This window comes from Enterococcus raffinosus (assembly GCF_018917525.1).
GTDB lineage: Bacteria > Bacillota > Bacilli > Lactobacillales > Enterococcaceae > Enterococcus_A > Enterococcus_A raffinosus_A.
Genome location: NZ_JAHLOS010000035.1, coordinates 1 through 20,766 on the forward strand (window position 1 = coordinate 1; position 20,766 = coordinate 20,766).

At 37.0% G+C, this 20,766-nt stretch carries 22 protein-coding genes and 4 pseudogenes; 18 read left to right on the top strand and 8 right to left on the bottom strand.

All coding sequences use genetic code 11. The features are described 5' to 3' along the window. The 5 genes from KQI58_RS17435 to KQI58_RS17455 all read left to right on the top strand — a co-directional run. Positions 1-286: hypothetical protein (locus KQI58_RS17435; RefSeq protein WP_216410274.1), on the top strand; the 286-nt coding region annotated here is incomplete at its 5' end. Positions 287-310: 24 nt separating this feature from the next. Next, a complete protein-coding gene (locus KQI58_RS17440; protein WP_216410275.1) occupies positions 311-574 on the top strand; it encodes a hypothetical protein in 264 nt (87 codons plus the stop codon). A 3-nt stretch (positions 575-577) separates the two neighbouring features. Further along, positions 578-1,765 carry a hypothetical protein gene (locus tag KQI58_RS17445; protein ID WP_216410276.1) on the top strand — a complete coding sequence of 396 codons (1,188 nt, stop codon included), beginning with the start codon at positions 578-580 and terminating at the stop codon, positions 1,763-1,765. A 193-nt stretch (positions 1,766-1,958) separates the two neighbouring features. Next, a complete protein-coding gene (locus tag KQI58_RS17450) occupies positions 1,959-2,549 on the top strand; it encodes an immunoglobulin-like domain-containing protein (RefSeq protein ID WP_216410277.1) in 591 nt (196 codons plus the stop codon). Between the two features lie 208 nt (positions 2,550-2,757). After that, entirely contained in the window at positions 2,758-2,898 is a 141-nt protein-coding gene (locus KQI58_RS17455) for a hypothetical protein (protein WP_216410278.1), read from the top strand. Positions 2,899-3,155: 257 nt separating this feature from the next. On the opposite strand, the gene KQI58_RS23205 is transcribed toward KQI58_RS17455, so the two are convergent. Further along, on the bottom strand, positions 3,156-3,242 hold the full coding sequence (locus KQI58_RS23205) for a type I toxin-antitoxin system Fst family toxin (protein ID WP_216410310.1): 87 nt from the start codon (positions 3,240-3,242) through the stop codon (positions 3,156-3,158). Between the two features lie 119 nt (positions 3,243-3,361). Between KQI58_RS23205 and KQI58_RS17465 the strand changes: the two are divergent. Continuing rightward, positions 3,362-3,592 (top strand): annotated as a pseudogene (locus KQI58_RS17465) (zinc ribbon domain-containing protein); the annotation flags it as partial. A gap of 229 nt (positions 3,593-3,821) precedes the next feature. Here KQI58_RS17465 and trxA read toward each other — a convergent pair. The 5 genes from trxA to KQI58_RS17490 all read right to left on the bottom strand — a co-directional run bounded on the left by trxA (position 3,822) and on the right by KQI58_RS17490 (position 6,742). After that, a complete protein-coding gene (gene trxA, locus KQI58_RS17470; protein ID WP_216410279.1) occupies positions 3,822-4,133 on the bottom strand; it encodes a thioredoxin in 312 nt (103 codons plus the stop codon). A gap of 82 nt (positions 4,134-4,215) precedes the next feature. Further along, positions 4,216-4,476 carry a metal-sensitive transcriptional regulator gene (locus tag KQI58_RS17475; RefSeq protein WP_216410280.1) on the bottom strand — a complete coding sequence of 87 codons (261 nt, stop codon included), beginning with the start codon at positions 4,474-4,476 and terminating at the stop codon, positions 4,216-4,218. Next, a complete protein-coding gene (locus KQI58_RS17480) occupies positions 4,473-4,772 on the bottom strand; it encodes a rhodanese-like domain-containing protein (RefSeq protein WP_216410281.1) in 300 nt (99 codons plus the stop codon). The genes KQI58_RS17475 and KQI58_RS17480 overlap by 4 nt, the downstream gene beginning before the upstream one ends. After that, positions 4,765-6,426 carry an FAD-dependent oxidoreductase gene (locus tag KQI58_RS17485; protein ID WP_216410282.1) on the bottom strand — a complete coding sequence of 554 codons (1,662 nt, stop codon included), beginning with the start codon at positions 6,424-6,426 and terminating at the stop codon, positions 4,765-4,767. The genes KQI58_RS17480 and KQI58_RS17485 overlap by 8 nt, the downstream gene beginning before the upstream one ends. Position 6,427: 1 nt before the next feature. Continuing rightward, positions 6,428-6,742, bottom strand: coding sequence for a rhodanese-like domain-containing protein (locus KQI58_RS17490; protein WP_216410283.1), 315 nt, complete (start codon positions 6,740-6,742; stop codon positions 6,428-6,430). A 164-nt stretch (positions 6,743-6,906) separates the two neighbouring features. Between KQI58_RS17490 and KQI58_RS17495 the strand changes: the two genes are divergently transcribed. From KQI58_RS17495 to KQI58_RS22830, 7 genes are all read left to right on the top strand, one after another. Then, positions 6,907-9,372: a CoA-disulfide reductase gene (locus KQI58_RS17495; RefSeq protein WP_216410284.1), complete on the top strand. Its 2,466-nt coding sequence runs from the start codon at positions 6,907-6,909 to the stop codon at positions 9,370-9,372. A gap of 102 nt (positions 9,373-9,474) precedes the next feature. Beyond that, entirely contained in the window at positions 9,475-10,389 is a 915-nt protein-coding gene (gene trxB / locus KQI58_RS17500) for a thioredoxin-disulfide reductase (RefSeq protein ID WP_216410285.1), read from the top strand. A gap of 350 nt (positions 10,390-10,739) precedes the next feature. Next, positions 10,740-11,606: a hypothetical protein gene (locus KQI58_RS17505; RefSeq protein ID WP_216410286.1), complete on the top strand. Its 867-nt coding sequence runs from the start codon at positions 10,740-10,742 to the stop codon at positions 11,604-11,606. Further along, positions 11,607-12,491: a nucleotidyl transferase AbiEii/AbiGii toxin family protein gene (locus KQI58_RS17510; protein WP_216410287.1), complete on the top strand. Its 885-nt coding sequence runs from the start codon at positions 11,607-11,609 to the stop codon at positions 12,489-12,491. Between the two features lie 13 nt (positions 12,492-12,504). After that, positions 12,505-12,666, top strand: coding sequence for a hypothetical protein (locus KQI58_RS17515; RefSeq protein WP_216410288.1), 162 nt, complete (start codon positions 12,505-12,507; stop codon positions 12,664-12,666). Between the two features lie 22 nt (positions 12,667-12,688). Then, positions 12,689-13,201: a hypothetical protein gene (locus tag KQI58_RS17520; RefSeq protein ID WP_253296014.1), complete on the top strand. Its 513-nt coding sequence runs from the start codon at positions 12,689-12,691 to the stop codon at positions 13,199-13,201. 42 nt (positions 13,202-13,243) lie between these two features. Continuing rightward, entirely contained in the window at positions 13,244-13,480 is a 237-nt protein-coding gene (locus KQI58_RS22830) for a hypothetical protein (protein WP_253296015.1), read from the top strand. Between the two features lie 195 nt (positions 13,481-13,675). Here the strand turns inward: KQI58_RS22830 and KQI58_RS17525 are convergent. Then, positions 13,676-14,838 (bottom strand): IS3 family transposase gene (locus KQI58_RS17525; RefSeq protein ID WP_216410289.1). Its coding sequence is split into 2 segments (ribosomal slippage): positions 13,676-14,562 and positions 14,562-14,838, totalling 1,164 coding nucleotides; the frame shifts between segments, so codons are not numbered across the junction. A 72-nt stretch (positions 14,839-14,910) separates the two neighbouring features. On the opposite strand from KQI58_RS17525, the pseudogene KQI58_RS17530 reads away from it, so the two are divergent. Continuing rightward, positions 14,911-15,277: pseudogene (locus KQI58_RS17530) on the top strand (IS30 family transposase); the annotation flags it as partial. Positions 15,278-15,319: 42 nt separating this feature from the next. On the opposite strand, the pseudogene KQI58_RS23210 reads toward KQI58_RS17530, so the two are convergent. Next, a pseudogene (locus KQI58_RS23210) lies at positions 15,320-15,376 on the bottom strand (hypothetical protein); the annotation flags it as partial. Positions 15,377-15,788: 412 nt separating this feature from the next. Here KQI58_RS23210 and KQI58_RS17540 point away from each other — a divergent pair. From KQI58_RS17540 to sstT, 4 genes and pseudogenes are all read left to right on the top strand, one after another. Continuing rightward, on the top strand, positions 15,789-16,079 hold the full coding sequence (locus KQI58_RS17540; RefSeq protein ID WP_216410291.1) for a hypothetical protein: 291 nt from the start codon (positions 15,789-15,791) through the stop codon (positions 16,077-16,079). A 528-nt stretch (positions 16,080-16,607) separates the two neighbouring features. Beyond that, positions 16,608-18,143: a hypothetical protein gene (locus tag KQI58_RS17545; RefSeq protein ID WP_216410292.1), complete on the top strand. Its 1,536-nt coding sequence runs from the start codon at positions 16,608-16,610 to the stop codon at positions 18,141-18,143. Between the two features lie 240 nt (positions 18,144-18,383). Next, positions 18,384-19,332 (top strand): annotated as a pseudogene (locus KQI58_RS17550) (IS30 family transposase). A 38-nt stretch (positions 19,333-19,370) separates the two neighbouring features. Continuing rightward, a complete protein-coding gene (gene sstT, locus KQI58_RS17555) occupies positions 19,371-20,606 on the top strand; it encodes a serine/threonine transporter SstT (protein WP_216410293.1) in 1,236 nt (411 codons plus the stop codon). The last annotated feature ends 160 nt before the right edge of the window (positions 20,607-20,766 follow it).

Below are 20,766 nucleotides of genomic sequence, written 5' to 3' on the forward strand. Positions count from 1 at the left end.
GCGGGAGCAGTGGGTGCCATTGGTGGATTTCGATCCACGATCTGAATGGGCACAATCTCTTTTTTCTCCATTTGGAACACCTCCTGTAGTTGATATAGTAAGTTTAGCAGTCGGCGAAGGAGAAAACGAGACGCCTTATTATCTGACGCTTACGAGGAAAGGGCTAATGGCAAAGAAGAATGGCTGGTTTTTCAATAAGAACCTTATTGAAGAAATCAACGAATTTATCAATGATGATATTGAACAAGAGCAATTGGAAAAAGTCGGGTATAGTAAAGAGCGGTAGCAATTAGAAGAGCAGTTGACACAGGTGTCCCAGACACAAGAAGAGGCTCAGTTGACCAATCGTCGATTGGTAGAAGAATTGACTGAATCGAAAGAAATCCACCAGCGAAGCCTACAGGCGCAAAAAGAGCAACTTGCGTTGTATGAAAAAGAAATTGCGCAGCAAGTACAAGAAAATCAACGACTTCGGGATCAGTTGGTTACCTATGAGAACAAGAGTTATGAGGATACCGAAACCGAGGTTGAACAACAGTTCGGTTATCAGGAACAGAGTACGTTTCGAATTTAGAAAATGGAAATTGCGGCATTGAATGAGCAAGTCGATCACTTGCTTTTAGAAAGGCAAGAAGCTGCACAGGTCGCTGAAAAATTAGAAGCGATCCATCAACAGCAGGCCAAAGAATTAATCGCAGCAACGACTGAATTGGCAGAGCTGGAAGAGGCGTATTCGACCTTACTGTCAGAACATAGTCATTCAATCGAAGAAGTCGCACAATTAACAGAAATTAATGAACGATTGCAACAGGAGAAAAATAAACAAGTGACAAAAATCAAACAATTGGAGGAGCAGATTAGAATGGATCAACAGACAATAGAAACGATGAAAGACGCAATGACTGAAGGGAAGGTCGAAGAAACACAGGAACAACGGAATACGGAAGCCGTATCAAATGATGCCAATGAGTTGGCGCAACCTTTTCAAGCAGGAAAAGAAGCCTTGAATGATGAGCTGTTACAAGCACAAGAAGAGATCACGAAATTGGAATCTCAGTTAGACGATCAGATTTATCATCAAGAATTATTGGATAAAAATGCCGAATTAGAGAAGAAGTTGATGGAGAAAAACGCTCAAATCACTCGTTTACTGGAAGAGGTAGCGAGCTCCTCAGGAGCTATAGATTCTGAAGAAGGGGAACAAAGTGGACCCACGACAAAAGAACATGCCGATCAATTGGAGAAATTAGCAACCTTGAATGAACAGATTGTCGAATTGACTGAGACTTGTCAGAAACTTCAAGCAGAAAAGGGTGAGGTAACGCGTCGCTTACAAACGACAGAAGAAGTCCTTCAGCAAAAAAATCACCAGCTTCAGCAATTAGAAGAACTGTTGGTGAAGAAATCCAATGATATGGCTGGAGATCCAGAAGCCTTGGCACAAGCCAAACAAACAATTGATGATTTAATGAAAAAGAATGACGCCTTAAAAGCAGAGGTGACGCAGTCACAACTGGAAATTGGGGAAGTGTTGTTTACTGCGAAGAAACAGGCCAATCGAACACTTGAAGAAGCGCAATCAGAAGCCAAACATTTAGTTGATGCGGCAGAATTAGAAGTGGAATCGATCAGCAATCGTGCCAAGAAAATCTTGCTTGAAGTGAAAGAATCTAAAACCACCTTTTTAGAGCTTTACGCGGATCTAGAGAGTAAAGTCGAGCAATTGACCAAAGGTGCACTACTAAAGAATGAGAAGCAAGAATAGAGAGTAAGAAGTGAATAAGTTGGAGTAAGTGGCTCGACTATTGGAAAGCATCTATCGAGTAGTAGCAATAGTTTAAGCAAAGTTACTCATAAAATTTAAATGGAGAAAGGGATGATTCCATTTTTTGAGATAGATCAAATGATTATTTTAGGTCTACTCCCTTTTAGGGATTAGAAAAAAGGAAAAATTAGGAATGAAGAAGAAGTATTTGGCAAGTCTTACGATTGCCTCCATGTTATTAGCTGCTTTTCTTGCGACACAAACGGTTGCCGCAACAGAAGGAGAAGTGAGTCAAAATCAGGAGGGGATTCAGGAAATGGAGGTGGCACCAGAAATTGTGCTACCTGCTGTGGCAGAAGTAACACCAGAGGAGGCATCTCCTTCAGAAATCCCGCAAGGGAACATAAGAGAGCCAGAAATTACTGTCCCGGAAATAGAACAACCGGAAAAAACGGAAGTTGTAAAATCACCTACACATGATTCTGTCACAACCCCGTTGGATGTCAATCCCTTTCCACCGAATGTCCCGTCAGAGACTGGTCCTGCGATTAATCTGATTCCTGTCCAAACGGTTGTTAAAGGTAGTGCGTTTGATCCAATGGCTGGGGTCAGTGCAACAGATAAAACAGATGGCGATCTTACGTCGAAAGTGAACTACATTGGTGAGGTAAATGCCAACCTTGTTGGTGTGTACCAACTCACCTATTCGGTAGTCAATTCCAAAGGCCAAGGAGCAAGTCAAACAGCGATTATTTGTTCGAGAGTTGCTACCTTCTCTATTTAGAATCTGAGATAATGTAGGAAAAAATAATCTCTGAAGGGAGTTCAAGAGAATATGGATTTGTCTGATGAAGAATCGAAGCTGTTATTCAATCCAAGTGGTTCGTGTAGACTGAATATAGATACTCACTACATATTATATAAAAAAAGATAATTAGGAAGATGTCAAAGAATTTTGTAGGCCCTTCTCAATAAAAAAATCGAAGAAGAATGTGGAGAAAGGACGTGCAGTGATTGATCTACCGACAGGAAATGAAACTTTTGAGTACGGAATGATTTTGATCCGGCTTGGTGAGAAACGGATTTTGATTTTTACCCTAAGTGAGTTCTTTGATTTGTTTTCGGTAAAATAAATGAAATAGGCAAGTATAAATTACTGTTGGAAATCATAAGAATATTCGTATTTACTATCTTACGGTACTTTTTCGCATGGATGTTCCATGTATCCCTAAGTGGTAAATGGAAAAAATTTATGCTATAATAGACTTGCGAAACGAAATTAAGTGAATGTTTTTACACCAAAAAGCCCTCCTATACCAGTAGGAGGGCTTTTCTTTGCGCTGTTGCGACTCCAGCGTTGGAGCTAGAAGGCAACTGCTTCTGTTATCCGCTAATCATCTAGCCAGTGATCAACTAGTACGAGAACTAGATCCACAAATAATGGGGCGATAACAAACGAAATTAAATCAGTGAACATCTTTACACCCCCTCACGGGGCAGTTGCCAGTGATTAGTATATCACATGTAAAAGATTTGGTAATTGTAGGCCTAACTTGTTTTAGTAACGAAATATCGTAGACAAGTGATTGATGATGAAAAGGTATGTTGCGAAATCATAAACTATCAAAAAGCATTTCTGATGTGTCTTGGTCTAGTTTCGTCACTAAATTACAATACAAAGCTGACTGGTATGGACGGAAAATCATCAAAGTAGATAAATGGTTTCCGTCTAGTCAGATTTGTTCAGAGTGCGGACATAAAGACGGCAAGAAATCGCTTGATATTCGAGAATGGACTTGTCCTATTTGTCACGCCCATCATGACTGAGACATCAATGCTAGTATCAATATTTTGACCGAAGGTCTAAGGATACAATTATTAGATTAGATATAATCAGAAACCGTAGGGACTACGGGGATAGCTTGGTAAATAAGAGTCACCGCTGTTAGTAAAGAAATACGCTATCAAGTATGCTCTATTCCCAAGAAGCTCCCACTTCAAGCGTTAAGAACCGTAAGGTTTAGCTAAGTGGTGAGTAGTTCACTGAGTAAATTTGCTACATATGGTATCCTAATTCAGTTTTCAAGTCTTGTTTTGTTCTAAGACCAACTAAACGATCGACAACTCTGCCATTTGATATTATTAACATTGTAGGAATGCTTTGAATTCCAAACTTTTGAGCTAATCCAGGATTTTGGTCAACATTTACCTTGCTTATTTTTGCGGACTCTGGAGCAAGCTCTCTACTCAGGTCTTCCAGTATTGGAGATTGCATTTTGCAAGGGGCGCACCAATCTGCCCAAAAATCAACCAAATGTAACCCATTGCTTACTTCGTTCTCAAAGTTTGCTTCGTTTAAAATTTTCATAAAAAAACCTCATTCTTCATATTTTGAAAAGACTTCCGTCATTTCCTTCACCCAAACGGGCTATTCCTTAATAAATTCCATACTATTTTTTGATAATCATAGATAGGGCTTGCTCAATTTTTAATTGTTGAAGCTCCTTGTTTGTTTCTGGATTCTCAAGACAGGATTTCAAATTTTCGGCGACAATAATTCCCATGACCCGATCAATACTCGATCGAACAGCACTTAATTGAGTGATGACATCGATACAATCTTTTTCGTCATCAATCATTTTCTGTACACCGCGAATTTGACCTTCTGTTCTCTTCAATCGATTAACAATTTTTCTATTGCATGACGTCAAATGACAACATCACCTTTCCAGCTAGACATGCCGCCCATAACATTCGTCACATCAAATCCATTGTTGCTTAGGAAGATACAAGCATTAATGGATCGGGAGCCAGAGTGACAAATAACAAAATAAGGTTTTGTTTTATCTAGATTTTTATAAGCCTGATCTATGTTGCTGAGGGGAATATTTTTTGAATTTAAGATATGACCGTTTTTAAATTCATAGATTTCTCTTACGTCCAAGATAGTTAATTCTTCATTTTTTTGTTTTTGATAAAATTCATCGATAGAAATGGATTTATACATGATTAATTTCCTCCGGATATACTTCATTGTATAAAGAAAAGGCACCGTCAAGATTCACAGCATCAAATCCAGCCTGTTTTAAAATCCGCTCTCCGATGTAGCTTCGTAGACCACTATGACATGTGACAATGTATGATTTATTCGGATCTAATTCTGAAATGCGGCAACGTAGATCGTTCAATGGGATATGAATCGCGGCTTTGAATCTTCCGTTCGTAGATAATTCTTCTGTTTCACGAACATCAAGTAAAACTTTCTTTCTAGTCGTTACTTCTTCTTTTAAGTGATACCACTGAACGTTATCGCTTAGACCTTCTGATAAATTCATGGCAGCGTAACCCAGCATATTCACGGGATCTTTAGCAGAACCAAATGGTGGAGCATAGGTGAGCTCCAATTCAGGTAGATCGAAAATAGTAAGCTGCCCCTTTATAGCTGTTGCTAAGACATCAATGCGTTTATCTACACCTTTTTCACCAACTCCTTGTGCACCGTAAATTTCACCTGTTTTTGGATTGAATATCAATTTTAGGGTAATATCTATAGCTCCAGGATAGTAGCCTGCATGATCTTTCCCAGAGGTGTGGACCACTTGAAAATTTAATCCTGATTGTCTAGCAACTCGCTCACTTAATCCTGTTGAAGCAGCAGTCAAATTGAATACGCGAACGATTGCAGTACCAATGCTACCTTTATTCTTACGTTGCATCCCAGAAATAATATCTGCTACCTGTCTGCCTTGACGATTTGCTGGAGATGCAAGAGCAATTAATGCGTCTTCACCAGTAATTTGTTGTTTTACTATGATTGCGTCCCCTACAGCATAGATGCCTTCAATATTTGTTTGATAATGATCATCAACTAGGATTCCACCACGCATTCCTAACTTGATACCCGCTTCTTTAGCTAATGAATTTTCTGGTTGGACACCCACTGATAAGATAGTTAAATCAGAATTTATCTTTGATCCATCTTCTAAGATGATTTCTTTTCCTTCATTTTTAAATTCAACAGCCGATTGAGAGGTGATCACCCTGATGCCGTTTTTTACAAGTTCATTCTTTACGAAAGCGGCCATTTCTTCATCTAATGGTGGCAGGACATGGGGCGCTTTTTCCACCAGAGTCACTTTAAGCCCTCTTTTTTGTAAGTTTTCTGCCATCTCTAGTCCGATAAAGCCAGCACCAATAACAGTTGCATTTACTGGCTGTACATTGTCGAGCTGGTTCATGATAGCATCCAGATCCGGTACATTTCTAAGGCTGAAAGCATTCTTGGCAGAATCTATTCCTGTAATTGGTGGTATGAATGGTTTTGCACCAGGAGAAAGAATCAGATAATCATAGGATTCTTCAAATACTTCTTCTTCGTGTTTAACAGTTACAGTCTTGCGATCTGGCTGAATCGAAAGTACTTCATGCATCGGTCGGACATCTAGTGAAAATCTTTCTCTCAAGGTTTCAGGTGTTTGGACGATCAAAGCTTCTCGTTCACTAATTTCACCAGAAACATAATAAGGCAAACCACAGTTAGCAAAAGAAACAAAAGGACCTTTTTCTAAAACAACGATCTCTGCATTTTCCATTAAGCGACGTAAACGAGTGGCAGCCGACATTCCGCCAGCAACGCCACCAACAATAATTATCTTAGTCATTCTACTTTCCTCCTCTAGTTGGACCATTCCATCTACTCATACCGCCACGTACATTAATTACTTTATAGCCCTTCTTTTTTAGAATGCGAGAGGCCTGTTTACTGCGTACACCAGATTGACAAATAACATAGATTTCCTCGTTTTTATCTTGCTCATAACTCTCGATTTTATTGACGGGGATGTTTTTAGCATTTTTTATATGCCCCGACCGGTATTCTGATGGTGTTCTAACGTCTAATAAAATAAAGCTTTTGTCTGTTTTTCTTGCAAGCTCTTCAGTAGAAATACTTGGAATACTACTAAAAAATCCAAACATAATCACATCTCCTTTTATACCCTTGTGGGTATATTAAACATGATAAATAAGGTGTTGTCAATAAATAAATTTAGAATGATCGTTCATTTAACAAGAATAAAAAATTATATTTGACTACATATACCCTTGTAGGGTATTATCTGGGTTGTGAAAGGAGTTTTTTTATGAGTAAAAAAATTATTATTATTGGAGGAGTAGCTGGTGGGGCAACTGCAGCTACGAGATTACGACGATTAAATGAAGAAGATGAGATCATTCTTTTTGAGAAAGGAGAATACATTTCATTTGCGAATTGTGGATTACCTTATCATATTGGAGGAACGATTAAGAATAGAGACGATTTACTGTTGCAGACAGTCGATGGGATGTCGGAGCAATATGGATTAGATATTCGAAATTTTTCAGAAGTTACATCTATTCATCCTGAAAAAAAGATAGTGACTGTAACAAATCATCAATCAAATGAAACCTATGAAGAGAGTTATGATTCTCTGATTATTTCAACGGGAGCTAAAGCAATTGTCCCTCCCATAGAAGGATTGAATACTGCTGAGAATGTATTTAGTTTAAGAAATATTCCTGATATGGATAAAATAAAAGCTTTTATTAATGAACATCAAGTGAAAAAAGCGGCAATCATCGGCGGTGGATTTATTGGACTAGAAATGATGGAGAACTTAGTTGATTTGGGGATACACGTTCAACTAGTTGAAATGTCTGATCAGGTAATGCCCAACATCGACTTTGAGCTTGCTCAGATTTTACATGCTCAAATTGATCTACATGGTGTAAAGCTTATATTGGGAGATGGTTTGAAAGCGTTTCAGGAAAAAGGGAAAGAGTTACTGTTAAATAGTGGAAAAGTGATTTCTACAGAGTTAACTATTTTATCAATTGGCGTGACTCCTGAAAATACACTAGCAAAAAAAGCTGGATTAGAGTTAGGCTTACGTGGTGCAATTAAAGTCAATGATAAATTGGAGACAAGTATTCCTGGAATTTATGCTATTGGGGATGTCATTGAAGTTACCGACTTTGTGAATGAAAATCCAACATTGATTCCTTTGGCTTGGCCTGCCAATCGTCAAGGACGTCTGGTTGCGGATATTATTAATGGTATTGATACCAGCTATAAAGGTACTCAGGGAACATCCGTCGCAAAAATTTTCGAACTTACAGCAGCATCCACAGGAAATTCGGAAAAAGTTCTACAACGCCTAAAGGTTCCATATAAAAGTATCCATATCCATCCAAATTCACATGCGGGCTATTATCCAGATGCTAGTCCTATTGCATTAAAATTATTATTTGGTATGAATGGAAAAATATTAGGTGCACAAGGAGTAGGGACGGAAGGCGTTGAAAAAAGAATCGATGTGATTTCAACAGCAATGAAATTTGGAGCTAAAGCCGATGAATTAGCTAGTATCGAACTTGCTTATGCACCGCCGTATTCTAGTGCAAAAGATCCAGTAAATATGTTGGGGTATACAGCGGATAATCTATTATCTGGAAGAATTGAAACCGTTTCTTGGAGTGAAGTAAAAGATTTAATAGAGAATAAAGCCTATTTATTAGATATAAGAGAAGAATTTGAACGAGCTACAGGGGAACTACCTAATAGCCACATTATCCCACTTTCTCAACTACGCGGTCGTTTAGATGAGCTCCCTAAAGATCAGATAATCTATGTGTACTGTCAAGTTGGATTAAGAGGATATAATGCGGCAAGGATACTAACGCAAAACGGATTCCGTGCAAAAAATATTGATGGCGGATATAAAACTTATAAACAAGCTCATTACGAGGTGAAAAAAAATCAAGAAGAGAAAATCGTTAGTTCTTCTAAGCCAATGAAAAATGAAGTTCCGACTAAATCTAAAGATTTTATTCAAGTTGATGCTTGTGGATTACAATGTCCGGGACCTATTCTAAAAGTAAAAGAATCTGTCGATAAGATGAAGGATGGTCAAAAGCTTGAAGTACAAGCAAGTGATTTTGGATTTGTTGCTGATATTGAAGCTTGGTGTAAAAATACGGGAAATACGCTGCTCGATAATAGAATTCAAGGAAATAAAGTTACTGCGATTATTGCCAAAGGAACTGAAGAAATGACTTCAACGAGCATTCAGAATCAATTGCCAAAAGAAGGAGTGCTTCATGAAACTAAAGATGGCGCAACTATGGTTGTTTTTAGTGGTGATTTGGATAAAGCGTTGGCATCAATGATTATTGCTAGTGGCGCTGCAGCAATGGGGAAAAAGGTAACCATATTCTTTACATTCTGGGGTTTAAGTATCTTAAAGAAAAAGAAGATACGAAAAAATAGAATGGCAAAAATGTTTGATCTGATGCTTCCTGCTGGAGCAAATAACTTACCAATATCTAAAATGAATATGGGTGGATTAGGTGCAAAAATGATTAAATCAGTGATGAAACAAAAAAATGTTGATTCCTTACCATTAATGATTAAGAAGGCTAACGAATTGGACGTAAAATTTGTAGCTTGCACAATGAGTATGGATATTATGGGAATTGAACGTGATGAGCTATTTGATTTTGTTGAATATGGTGGAGTTGCAACTTACTTAGGTGATACGAAAGATTCAAACCTAAACCTATTTATTTAGGTCGTGATAGACAGTATGCGAGGTAAACATAGAATTGTTGCAGCTATGCAGAGGAAGAATTGACACAGTGATCTTATAATAAAACGAACGGAGAGAAAAAATATGTATGATGTTATCATTATTGGTGCTGGTCCAGCAGGAATAACCGCAGCCTTGTATACTTCACGCTCAAACCTAAAAGTTCTTTTGATTGAGCGTGGCGCAATTGGAGGACAAATGAATAATACAGAAGATGTTGAAAATTATCCAGGTTTTGAATCGATTAAGGGATCAGAACTAGCAAGAAAAATGTATGACAGTGTTACTAAATTTGAAGCTGAAAATACGTATGGAATTGTTCAAGAGATTAAAGATCATGGAAGTTATAAAGAAGTGATCACAGAAAATCAAATCTATCAAGCAAAAACAATTATTATCGCGACAGGCTGTGAGCATCGTAAATTAGGGATTCCTGGTGAAACAGCCTTTGCTGGTATGGGAGTTTCTTACTGTGCTGTTTGTGACGGTGCATTCTTTCAAAATAAACGCATAGTTGTTGTTGGCGGTGGAGATTCAGCAGTCGAAGAAGCTATTTATTTGACGCGTTTTGCTTCTGAAGTTGTTGTTGTTCATCGAAGAGATGAATTACGAGCGCAAAAAGTTATTCAGGATCGGGCCTTCGCAAATGAGAAAATATCATTTATCTGGGATAGTGTTGTGGAAGAAATTGTCGGAACAGACATGGCCGTAACTGGCGTACGGATTCGTAATGCTAAAACAGATGAAGTGTATGTCGAACCAACAGATGGTGTATTTGTCTATGTTGGACTAAAACCATTAACTGAACCATTCAAAGCAATGGGGATCACAAATAATGCTGGTTGGATCGAAACCGATACGGAGATGAAGACCAAAATCCCAGGCGTTTTTGCCATTGGAGATGCAAGAGAAAAAGAGCTGCGACAAATTACAACAGCAGTCGGCGAGGGAGGAATCGTTGGACAACAGGTGTATAAATATATCGAAGCACAAAACTAAGTTGATAAAGGGAAGTATCTCACTCTTCCCTTTATCATACGTTAATCTATCTCTTTTCATGGTTTCAGAGAAGGGTCAAACGGTTTTGGTTTGACGATTGTCTGAAATCATGAAACAACTCGAGAGTGGATTGGTTTCAAAAAAATTCTCAAAAAATGAGTCCACTTTATTGACACAGATCCACTATAATTGTAGTTATATTTGTTCCAAAGACTTCTTTTGATATTTAACGCAATAGAATCCTTATTAAGATTTAATGTTTAAAAATTGTGTCCATAATTATGATATTATGATAATATTAAATCATAAATCGCTTCATTTTGCTGTTAAAGTTGAAAGGAGGGAATCTGATGTCTTATAGATTTGATAAATATGAGAAGAAAGAAGATGGATTTTCAAATGAGGAATTGCGAGAACTTATCTCTCAACGAACTGAGAAATTATCGTCTAAACATTTATGCGAACTAATGAACTTTATTGAGCCTCTGTACGAAAAGGATATTCTAGAGCCCTATTTGCTAGGAAATGAAATGCCCAATCCAGATTCTCAAGAATATACGTTTCTAAAGTTAGCCAGTAAGTACAAGGGAAATATTATCCGAACACTTATTCTTAAGGAAGATATTAGTAGATATAACTTTCAGTCTTTTGTAGAAAAATATCAGTTGCAGGAAATTACAACAGGATCATACATTTATCCAAACAGTACAATAGATGCTCCATTTATGTTCCAACAAAAATATAGCAAGGCCACGATTGCGTTGGAATCAGCGCTGTACTATTATGGCTATTCTGATGTGATTCCAAAAGAAACGATCATGTATATGCCTAGAACTTACAATTTGAAACAAATCAATTTTGGAGAGCATTCTCTAGTAGAAGTAAAAGATATAACTACTTCTGAAACGAGACAACAACTAAAGATTTTTTACCCAGACAATGATCCAATCCTGCTAATGAAAAATGTAAAGGCAACGATCAATCAAAGTACCCAAATGTCTTTGGAAAATGGACTACCTATCTTGATTACCCCTCTTGAGCAAACGTTGATAGACATTGTTAAGCCACAATTTTCAGTAGAAGAAGAAGTTAAAGTTCAGGCATATAAACAATATATTGAGAAAAATCAAAAAATGCTGCCAAGACTTCAACATCGTGCGTCAATTGATGGGGTATTAAATAAAGTTAATTACTATTTAGAAAGAAGGTTGTATTGATTGAACTCACAACGGCTTAAAGATTTGATCAAGAATATGCCTGACAATGTAAGTTTTGAAGAGTATTATGTTCGTTTTGCAACTGAACGATTTCTTGCTAGATTGCAAAAGACGCCCTATCTAGATAAATTCATTATCAAAGGAGGATTTTTGTTAGAAACGATCTATGATATTCAACAACGTACTACGCAAGATTTAGATACGTTGATTCGGAATATCACTAATGAAAAAGAAGAACTTTTGGTTATTCTAGAAACAATCGCTGCGGTGGATCTGAATGATAATGTTACGATTGAAGTATCAAGTATTGAAACCATCCAGGAGCAAAAGAAATACGCAGGGATCAGAGCAAAGATGATTTTAAAATTTCTTGATGCTAACTCAATCTATAATTTTACTTTGGATATTGGAGTGGGCGATGTGATTACACCTAAGCCTAACTTACGTGAGATTCCTTTGCTATTCAATGATACAAAGCATGAAAGTAAATCTATCAAGATTTATTCTTATCCAGTAGAGACGATCCTTGCTGAAAAGACGGAAACGATTCTTACATTAAGTACAATTAATTCTCGTATGAAGGATTTTTATGATATTTATCTAATTTTATCTGATCCAGAGCTTCCTTCAATTGAAGCCTGTTATTCAGCATTTTCGAATACATGGACTTATCGTAGTGGTTTGCCTTTAGATGCAGAACTGTTCGAAGTATGGTTATTCGTTATTGATCAGATAAAACAGGATACACTTATCCAGAAAACGTATTGGCCCAATTATATAGCCAAACGTTCATACGCAGAAAATTTGAAATTAGGAGATATTTTATTGTTGTTTGAAAGTTATATCAAACAACTCCAACAAGAATATTTGAGACAGAATAGCTAAGGGAGTGACTAAGGTGACAGAGGATGAATATCTTGCGCATATTGCTGGAATACTTAAACAAGAAAATGTAGAGCCACATGTGCAGCGACAATTGCTAGATGCAGTATCAGAATTATTGGAATATTATAGCTTAGAATATGTACGAGAATTATTACCGTCGTTGTTGAAGACATAATTAGAAGAGGAGATACTTCTGTATGTCAATTGTAAAAAGTCCTATCCGAGCATTAAAAGGAAAGTTATTGTTAACAAGCGATAACGATATTTGGGCATATTACCAAGTATCACCAAAAACGATTTCGATAAATAATTTAAAAGCGGTTCAAGAAAACAAAGAACAAATGGCAAATTTGATGCAGCTTCTGGCGCCTTATGAGGATGCGGAGCTAATCATGTTCCCACGAACCATGAATTTATCCAGTCGATTCACGAAATTGTCTGAAGGTTTTGATCAAAATAATCCTGAGCTTGGCGAGTATTACTCCCAAGAAACAGTCAATTTATTGGAACGAGAAGGCACGATTTATCGACCTTCTTTTTTGTTGGGAGTAAAGATAAAAGACCAATATATTGCTGAAAGTTTGAAAGATGCCTTTAAAAAAATATCCAATGAATTCGCGGATGAGCTGTTGGAATTCGCTGGATACGAACGAACTGACGGCGAAACAATACTCGAACAAATCGCCTCAGTTTCAAACGAGGTCTCTTAATTATTGTATTCTTTTTCAATTTGTCCTTTGGGGAAAGAGGAAATGATATATGTGAATTGCCTACAATACATCAGAGGGATGCCTCATAAAATTGAAGATGAAAATTATTGGCAAGACATTGAAGATATTCAATCTGCGATCATTTGTCCGGTAAAGAGAGGGAAGGGCATATTGAAGATTGAAGATGAACTCGGAGAAAGCTACTTGTCTATTCTCCCGATCGGGAATTTTCCAGAGAATATGAGCAATATGAATGGCAGTTGCGGGGAAAACTGGTAAAGGAAAAAACTTTCAATGAAATAGAAAATTTAGGTAGTGGCTACTCTGGATAAGAGGAATAGATACTGGAATGGCAATACTTTTTTTGACAAAAATTATAAGGTGTTGTGAATCCCTTGGTGTTATGGCTCCGATTGCCCTTGACAATGAGCCTCCTCGGATCGGATTCTTTCTGGCAGAAGCGTGCTCATTCAATTACGCTGCCTCTCCAGAGGTATCAGATCCGTGCTCATTATCAAGGGTCCGCTTCGCCAATCTCTGTTGACGAAACTGAATCGGTGTTTCATACCCCAATGTGCCATGTAATCGCAGATAGTTCCACCAATGCACATAATCAAATAATTCCAAGCGTAGTTGTGCCAATGTCTCAAATTGAGATTGATGCACGAATTCGACTTTGACAGATTTATAGGTAGATTCCGCAACGGCATTATCATAGGGACAGCCTTTCTTACTCAGCGAGCGCGTGATCTCAAAACCATTCAAAATCTCATGAATGGTTTGATTATCAAATTCCTTTCCACGATCTGTATGAAAAAGCTTCACGTTTGTCAATGGATAGGGAATCCGACCAAAGGCTTCTCTTACCAATGCGGCATCTTTTTTCGCCCCACAAGAATAACCAATAATTTCTCGATTAAATAAATCCAGAATAAGACAGATATAATGCCATTTTTTTCCAACGCGAACATAGGTAAGATCCGTGACAATGGCTTCCAATGGTTTTTCTTGTGTAAAGTTTCGATTCAGTACATTCGCTGTTTTTGCTTCATTACAAGTCGCTGTATGGTTTTTAAAATGAGCGATCGTGTACGTAGAGTTCAATCCACGTTGTTTCATAATCCGCCCAATTCGGCGCCGACTGATTTGAAGATCACGCTTAGCTAAACATTTTTTTAATTTCCGTGTGCCATAGACTTTTCGGTTGCGGATAAATTCTTCCTGTACGACTTCTTCTAACTCGGACTCATTTTTGACAGGTTGTGCTTGATAATAATAAGTCTGACGGGAAATCTTTAAGATTTTACACATCGCTGATATCGAGTATTTGTGTTTGTTGGTATCAATCACTTGTCTTTTCGTCCGAATATCAGCGCTGCTTGCTTTAAAATATCATTCTCCATTTCGAGCTGCTTATTTTTCTTTCGAAGTGCGATCAGTTCTGCTTGTTCCGGGGTTAGGTTGTCTTTTTCTTTGAACGAGCCCGTCGACTGAGCCTGCTTCACCCATTTATCGAAAGCTGAAGCGGTCAGCTCATAGTCTCGAATGATTTCTGCGCGGGATTTGCCTGCAAGGTAGAGATCGACGACTTGTTGTTTGAATTCTTTTGAATAGGTTCTACGTTGACGTCTTGACATGAAAAATCCTCCAGTATGTTTTTTATTATTCTACACACCTTATTTTTTCTGTCTAGTCTAGTGTAGCCGATTCATACTGAAAAACGTGGAAGACAAGCGTTTAGGCGAAACTTGTCAGACCGAACCAAAAATCACCCATATTTTCAGAAAGAATTTGGGCATTTAGAAGGGAACACAATTGTTGGGGTGCATCATAAAAATGCAGTAATCACACTGGTGGAGCGCCAATCAAAAGCAACTATTACGTTAAATCCAGAAGGTCGTAAAGCAAAGAATATTGAGTCATCCTTAAGCAACTGGCTTCAAACTATTTCTAAAAATCTATTACGTTTGATTGTGGAAAAGAATTTTCTAACTGGAAAGTAATCAGCACAATATTGATATCTATTTTGAAGATCCAGGTACACCTTTTCAACTGGGGTGTTACGAAGAGACGGACTTCCAATTTTTTTGAAACAGTTTTGACAGGCATTTCTTCATTCAGGACGAGTAAAACAGCTCGCTGTTTGAATTCTTGTGTGAAGGATCTACGTTTCATAGTAATTTCTCCTCGAATTACCTTAATTTAGTGTCTACTTTAGTATAACCTGTCTAAGCAAAAAAAATAATTGTTAACTACTTGAGCTTCGTAAGAGTGATTATACATTTAGGGCAGCCAATGGATAACCAGAAGATGTATCGTTTAAGTCTTATACGATACAATGGAATTAAAGAGAAGAATATATGAAAGATACAGGCGAGGAAAAATATTGTGATCCTATTAAGAGTATAAAATTCTCTAAAAGTTATCTAAGTAATATAAAAAAATTGCAGAAGCAGTTATTAATTATGATCCGGAGTTAACTGAAGAAAACTATAATGCTGCTGATGATGAAGCTGAAAAAATTTTTCGAGATATTAGACTCGATACTGACAACCAAAACATTCAAACTGGGGATATTGGGGATTATGTGATTTTAGTAGTGGCTAATATATTACGAGATGAAAAAAAGAAAATAAATTATGTTACCGGCAAAGGAAAGTATCTAAAAGCAAGTGATAAGTTGATATCAAAGATTTTATTAAATGATAAAAATAAAGGGAATATTTCTGAATTTTGCAGGAATAACAGAATCGAAAGGAGCAAGTATTACAGAATACTAAGAAGAAATTTGAAGCACCAAAGTGATGTTGAGCGGGTTGAGAAAATTGCAAGAAAAGTTCTTCATAGTCCAAACACAGAAAACGAGAGTGTAACATAAACGGTGTAAATAACCATTCATCTCTTTAAGCACTTTTGTCTAATTAGACTATAAAGTCAATTATCATCTGTTTTAAATTGAGCTTTTAAATACGTATGAAAACACAAAATCATTAATTTAAACATATGGATTTTTTATAAAAAGAATGGCATACCGACGAAAGTGTGTGCTGAGTAATGAACAAAAAAAGGATATTTCCGAATTATCGAACTAGACATCTTTTAGAAATTGGATAATTTCTGAAAGATGTCTTTCTTTGAGTCGCTCTTAGCACGAGAAGGTTGATATGGTTGTTAGGAAACTAGTAAACAACCAGTTTTAATTGGAGGAGTAGTGGTTTGTTAATAGTGATCTTTCAGGACAATTTAACAAAACCGGGTTCGATAGCGTCGGCTTTACATCAAAATTAATATAAAAAAATTAGCGACGTATCTAAATTGTCCCAATATTGAATCAATTTGAACGGTTCTGAAATCAATGATGTAAACTATGGAACACTCATATGTAAAACAGTTAAGGAGGATTATTATGAATAACATGAGAAAAAAACAAAAAAGAACAACTAAAAGTTGGAAAAATTGGTTTTACGCTTCAATTACGGCAGTAGGCGGTATTTTGGGAGGGACAGCATTTTCTAATGACGTTTCTGCTGCAGTAACAGATATTCAAAATGAAAAGATGAGTGAAACTAACACGGAAAACTTACTAGCAACAGAGGAAAGTACACAAATTCCTGCATCATCAGAAAAACAAGTTAGTTCGGACTTAACAAAGAGTCCAGAGTATTCGTCGGTTTCTAAGGAAAATTTAGTTTCAATTAGTGGGCTTAATTCTCAGACGACATCATTATCAGAACCTAGTAGCGAGTCAATGTCATTATCAGAACCTAGTAGCGAGTCAATGTCATTATCAGAACCTAGTAGCGAGTCAATATCATTATCAGAACCTAGTAGCGAGTCAATATCATTATCAGAACCTAGTAGCGAATCAATGTCATTATCAGAACCTAGTAGCGAGTCAATGTCATTATCAGAACCTAGTAGCGAGTCAATATCATTATCAGAATCTATTTGTGGGTCAACCTTTTTTTCAGAGTCTGTTTCAAATAGTCAGTCTTTTAGAGTAAATGATCTAGGTAGTGTCTCAGAGTCTGTTTCAAATAGTCAGTCTCTTAGAGTAAATGATCTAGGTAGTATCTCAGAATCTGTTTCAAATAGTCAGTCTCTTAGACTAAATGATCTGGGCAGTGTATCAGATTCTATTTCAAACAGTCAATCTCTTAGAACAAGTAATCTGAGTAGCGTCTCAGAGTCTGTTTCAAATAGTCAAACCAACAGATATGAATCATTATCTGCTATTTCAAACTCAACAAGTAATAGTCTTTCAGAAAGAAATAGTTTAGTCAATAGTTTATCAATGTCTGCTTCTGATAGTGTTTGGAATAAAGATAATAATAATGCTGATTCGAATTTAATTATTGGTGTTTTTCTAGATACTTTAGGTGGAACAGGGTATTTGTTTGATAAAGAGACTGGCGCGACGTTGTACTCATTTTCTGATTGGTTCTATACGTCTCCGTATTTTATGTACAATAAAGAAGAGGGGTATGTAAAGATTTTACCAATTGATCCGAAAAAAGATTTTGTGACAAAATGGAGCTATTCTTTCGGGGAAGTTACTTATAAGGGGATTTCATACACTATTGGAGATCGAATTTATGATGAAGCCTTCAAAGTGGGAAACTTTGAAGGATTGAAATATCTTTTTGTTCCAGAAGAAGTAACTATGAGGTACTCTTATAGTTTGACTGGAGAGTATACTCAGGAGGAACTTGACTTATTTAATCAGGCATTAGAAACTGCGAACCTACCTAGTTCAGAAATACTAATGCCAGGAGATTTAGTAGAGCTTCCTAAGGATATCCCAGGTTATAAACTAGTACAGAAAATTTTACCGACAAATATTTTTCCAATGCCTCATCCGTTCGATTGGGAAGTGTATGCAATCGGAACAGGACCTTCAAATTGGGTAGCATATGAATACGTTGTAATTGACAAAGCATAAAAGGAGTTGGTTCTATCATGGAGAGAGGCTCTATTTTCAATAAAAAACTTGACCTTCCGATAAGTAATCTAACCAACTCTTAATTGAACTGTTGTAATACTATCTTATTTCAATTGAAGTCTAATTTTTATATAATGTTAATACGATCGCCAATTGTAAAATTAAACTAGATAACTAAAAAAGTCATTTGTGCTACACTCAAAATAGTTCCGTCCAAAGAATTATAAGGAGTGAGTACAAATGACCTACACTCATCTTACACCAGATGAACTCGTGATGATAGACGCTTATTTCAAAATCAATGAAACCTGTCGCCAATGTTGCCCGTAGTTTACGGCGTTCAAGACAACCCATATACAATGTGTATCACTTCTTGGAACAAGGAAACACCACTTTAGACTATTACCAACGATACAAACAAAATAAATCCCGTTGTGGCAGACGTGCGGTCGTTTTACCCGCTGAACAATCAGACTATGTTCAAAACAAGGTGGCTCAAGGATGGACACCTGATGTGATTATTGGCCGTGCGGAGTATCCAATTGCTTGTTCTGTTCGTACGCTGTATCGGATGTTTGAAGATGCGTTGTCCCTCCATTTGAAAGGAAAACGCAAACCGAATGAACATCAAGAAAAACGTGGAAAACAAGCTTTTCGTCGCTCGATTCGTCAACGAAACAAAGAGTATTCAAATTATTCCAAAGAATTTGGTCACCTCGAAGGAGATACAATCATTGGTGCGAAACATAAAAGTGCAGTTATTACCTTGGTGGAGCGCTTAACCAAAGTGATTATTACACTCAAACCAGATGGTCGACAGGCAAAAGATATTGAACACAGAATGAATCAATGGTTTCAAACGTTTCCTTGTCACGTGTTCAAATCAATCACGTTTGATTGTGGAAAAGAATTTTCAAACTGGAAAGCAATTAGTAATGTCAATGACATAGACATTTACTTCGCTGATCCAGGCACCCCATCACAACGTGGGTTAAATGAGCATTCTAACGGATTATTGCGTAAAGATGGCTTGAAAAAAGCTATGGATTTTACCAATGTACCAGAGTCATTTATTCAATCCGTTGCTTCTAGGAGAAATCATATTCCTATAAGGTCATTGAATTACCGAACACCATTGGAGGTATTTTTGGGTTACATGAATGAAGAGAATTTGTCCAGTTTAATTTGACATTTAGGAGATTAAAAAAGAAAAAGGAGATTCTTGTTTTGTTAGATTTTTTTAAGCAACTTTCGCTAATCAAGCGAATTGTTATTGGGATTGTAGTTGGGGCACTATTAGGGATTTTCCTTCCCAAATGGAGTTTTATTGCGATACTGGGAAGTCTATTTGTTGGTGCATTGAAAGCCATCGCTCCGCTACTAGTATTTGTATTAATTATGGCTTCTGTATCCAAGCACCAGTCAGAAACACAAACTTTCATCAAGCCAATTATTGCTTTATACTTATTTACTACCTTACTAGCTGCAACAGTTGCTGTATTAGCTAGTTATATCTTTCCTTTAACCATCACATTACAAGAGGTTTCAGGTTCGCAAGAAGCACCAAAAGCATTGGTAGATGTATTGGCGACGATTTTGAATAATGTAGTTCAAAATCCGTTACAGGCAATGATTGAAGGAAATTATTTAGGCGTTCTATTTTGGTCAGCAATCATTGGTTTTGCTATGCGTACTCGGAAAAATTCAGTAAAAGAAGTCATTGATGAGTTTTCTCAAGCGATTACTGGTGTTGTTCAACTAGTGATTGCTATGGCACCATTTGGGATCGCTGGACTTGTTTTTGATTCAGTTGCTTCCACTGGTTTAGCAGGTTTAACTCAATATGGGCGACTTCTGCTTCTGTTGGTAGGGACAATGCTAGTCGTAGATTTAGTTATTTATCCTTTAGTCGCTTTTGTATTGATTAGGCAAAATCCATATCCTCTCGTTTGGTTCTGTTTAAAAGAAAGCGCACTTCCTGCATTTTTCACTCGGAGTTCTGCGGCAAATATCCCGATCAATATGATGCTGGCCAAACGCCTTGGTTTAACAAAGGAATCGTATTCTATTTCGTTACCATTAGGCGCAACGATCAACATGGGTGGGGCAGCTATCACTATCTCCATAATGACTTTAGCTACAGTCCATACATTGGGAATTGAAGTTCCGCTTACTTTGACCTTAATTTTGTGTGTATTGTCAGCTCTAGCTGCTTGCGGAGCTTCTGGAATCGCTGGTGGGTCGTTATTGTTGATCCCATTAGCTTGTAGCCTTTTCGGAATTAATAACGATATTGCTATGCAAGTTGTCGGTGTTGGTTTCATTATTGGTGTGATTCAAGATTCTGTTGAGACAGCAGTTAATTCATCAAATGATTTATTTTTCACTGCTATCGCTGAATTTTCAGATCTTCGTAAGCGTGGAGAAAAGATAGATTTACAGAAACGTTTAGCAGGTAAATAGAATTTTATTAGGTAGTTGTAATATTCAAAGATGAAGGTATGTTAACCTAGTCAAAATGACTGCGATAAATACTTGTTAGAAAAATGCAAAATAGGAATAGGGTGGAAATCAATGAATCTTCAATTTCATCTCTATTCCTATCTTTTTATTTGCGGCGAAA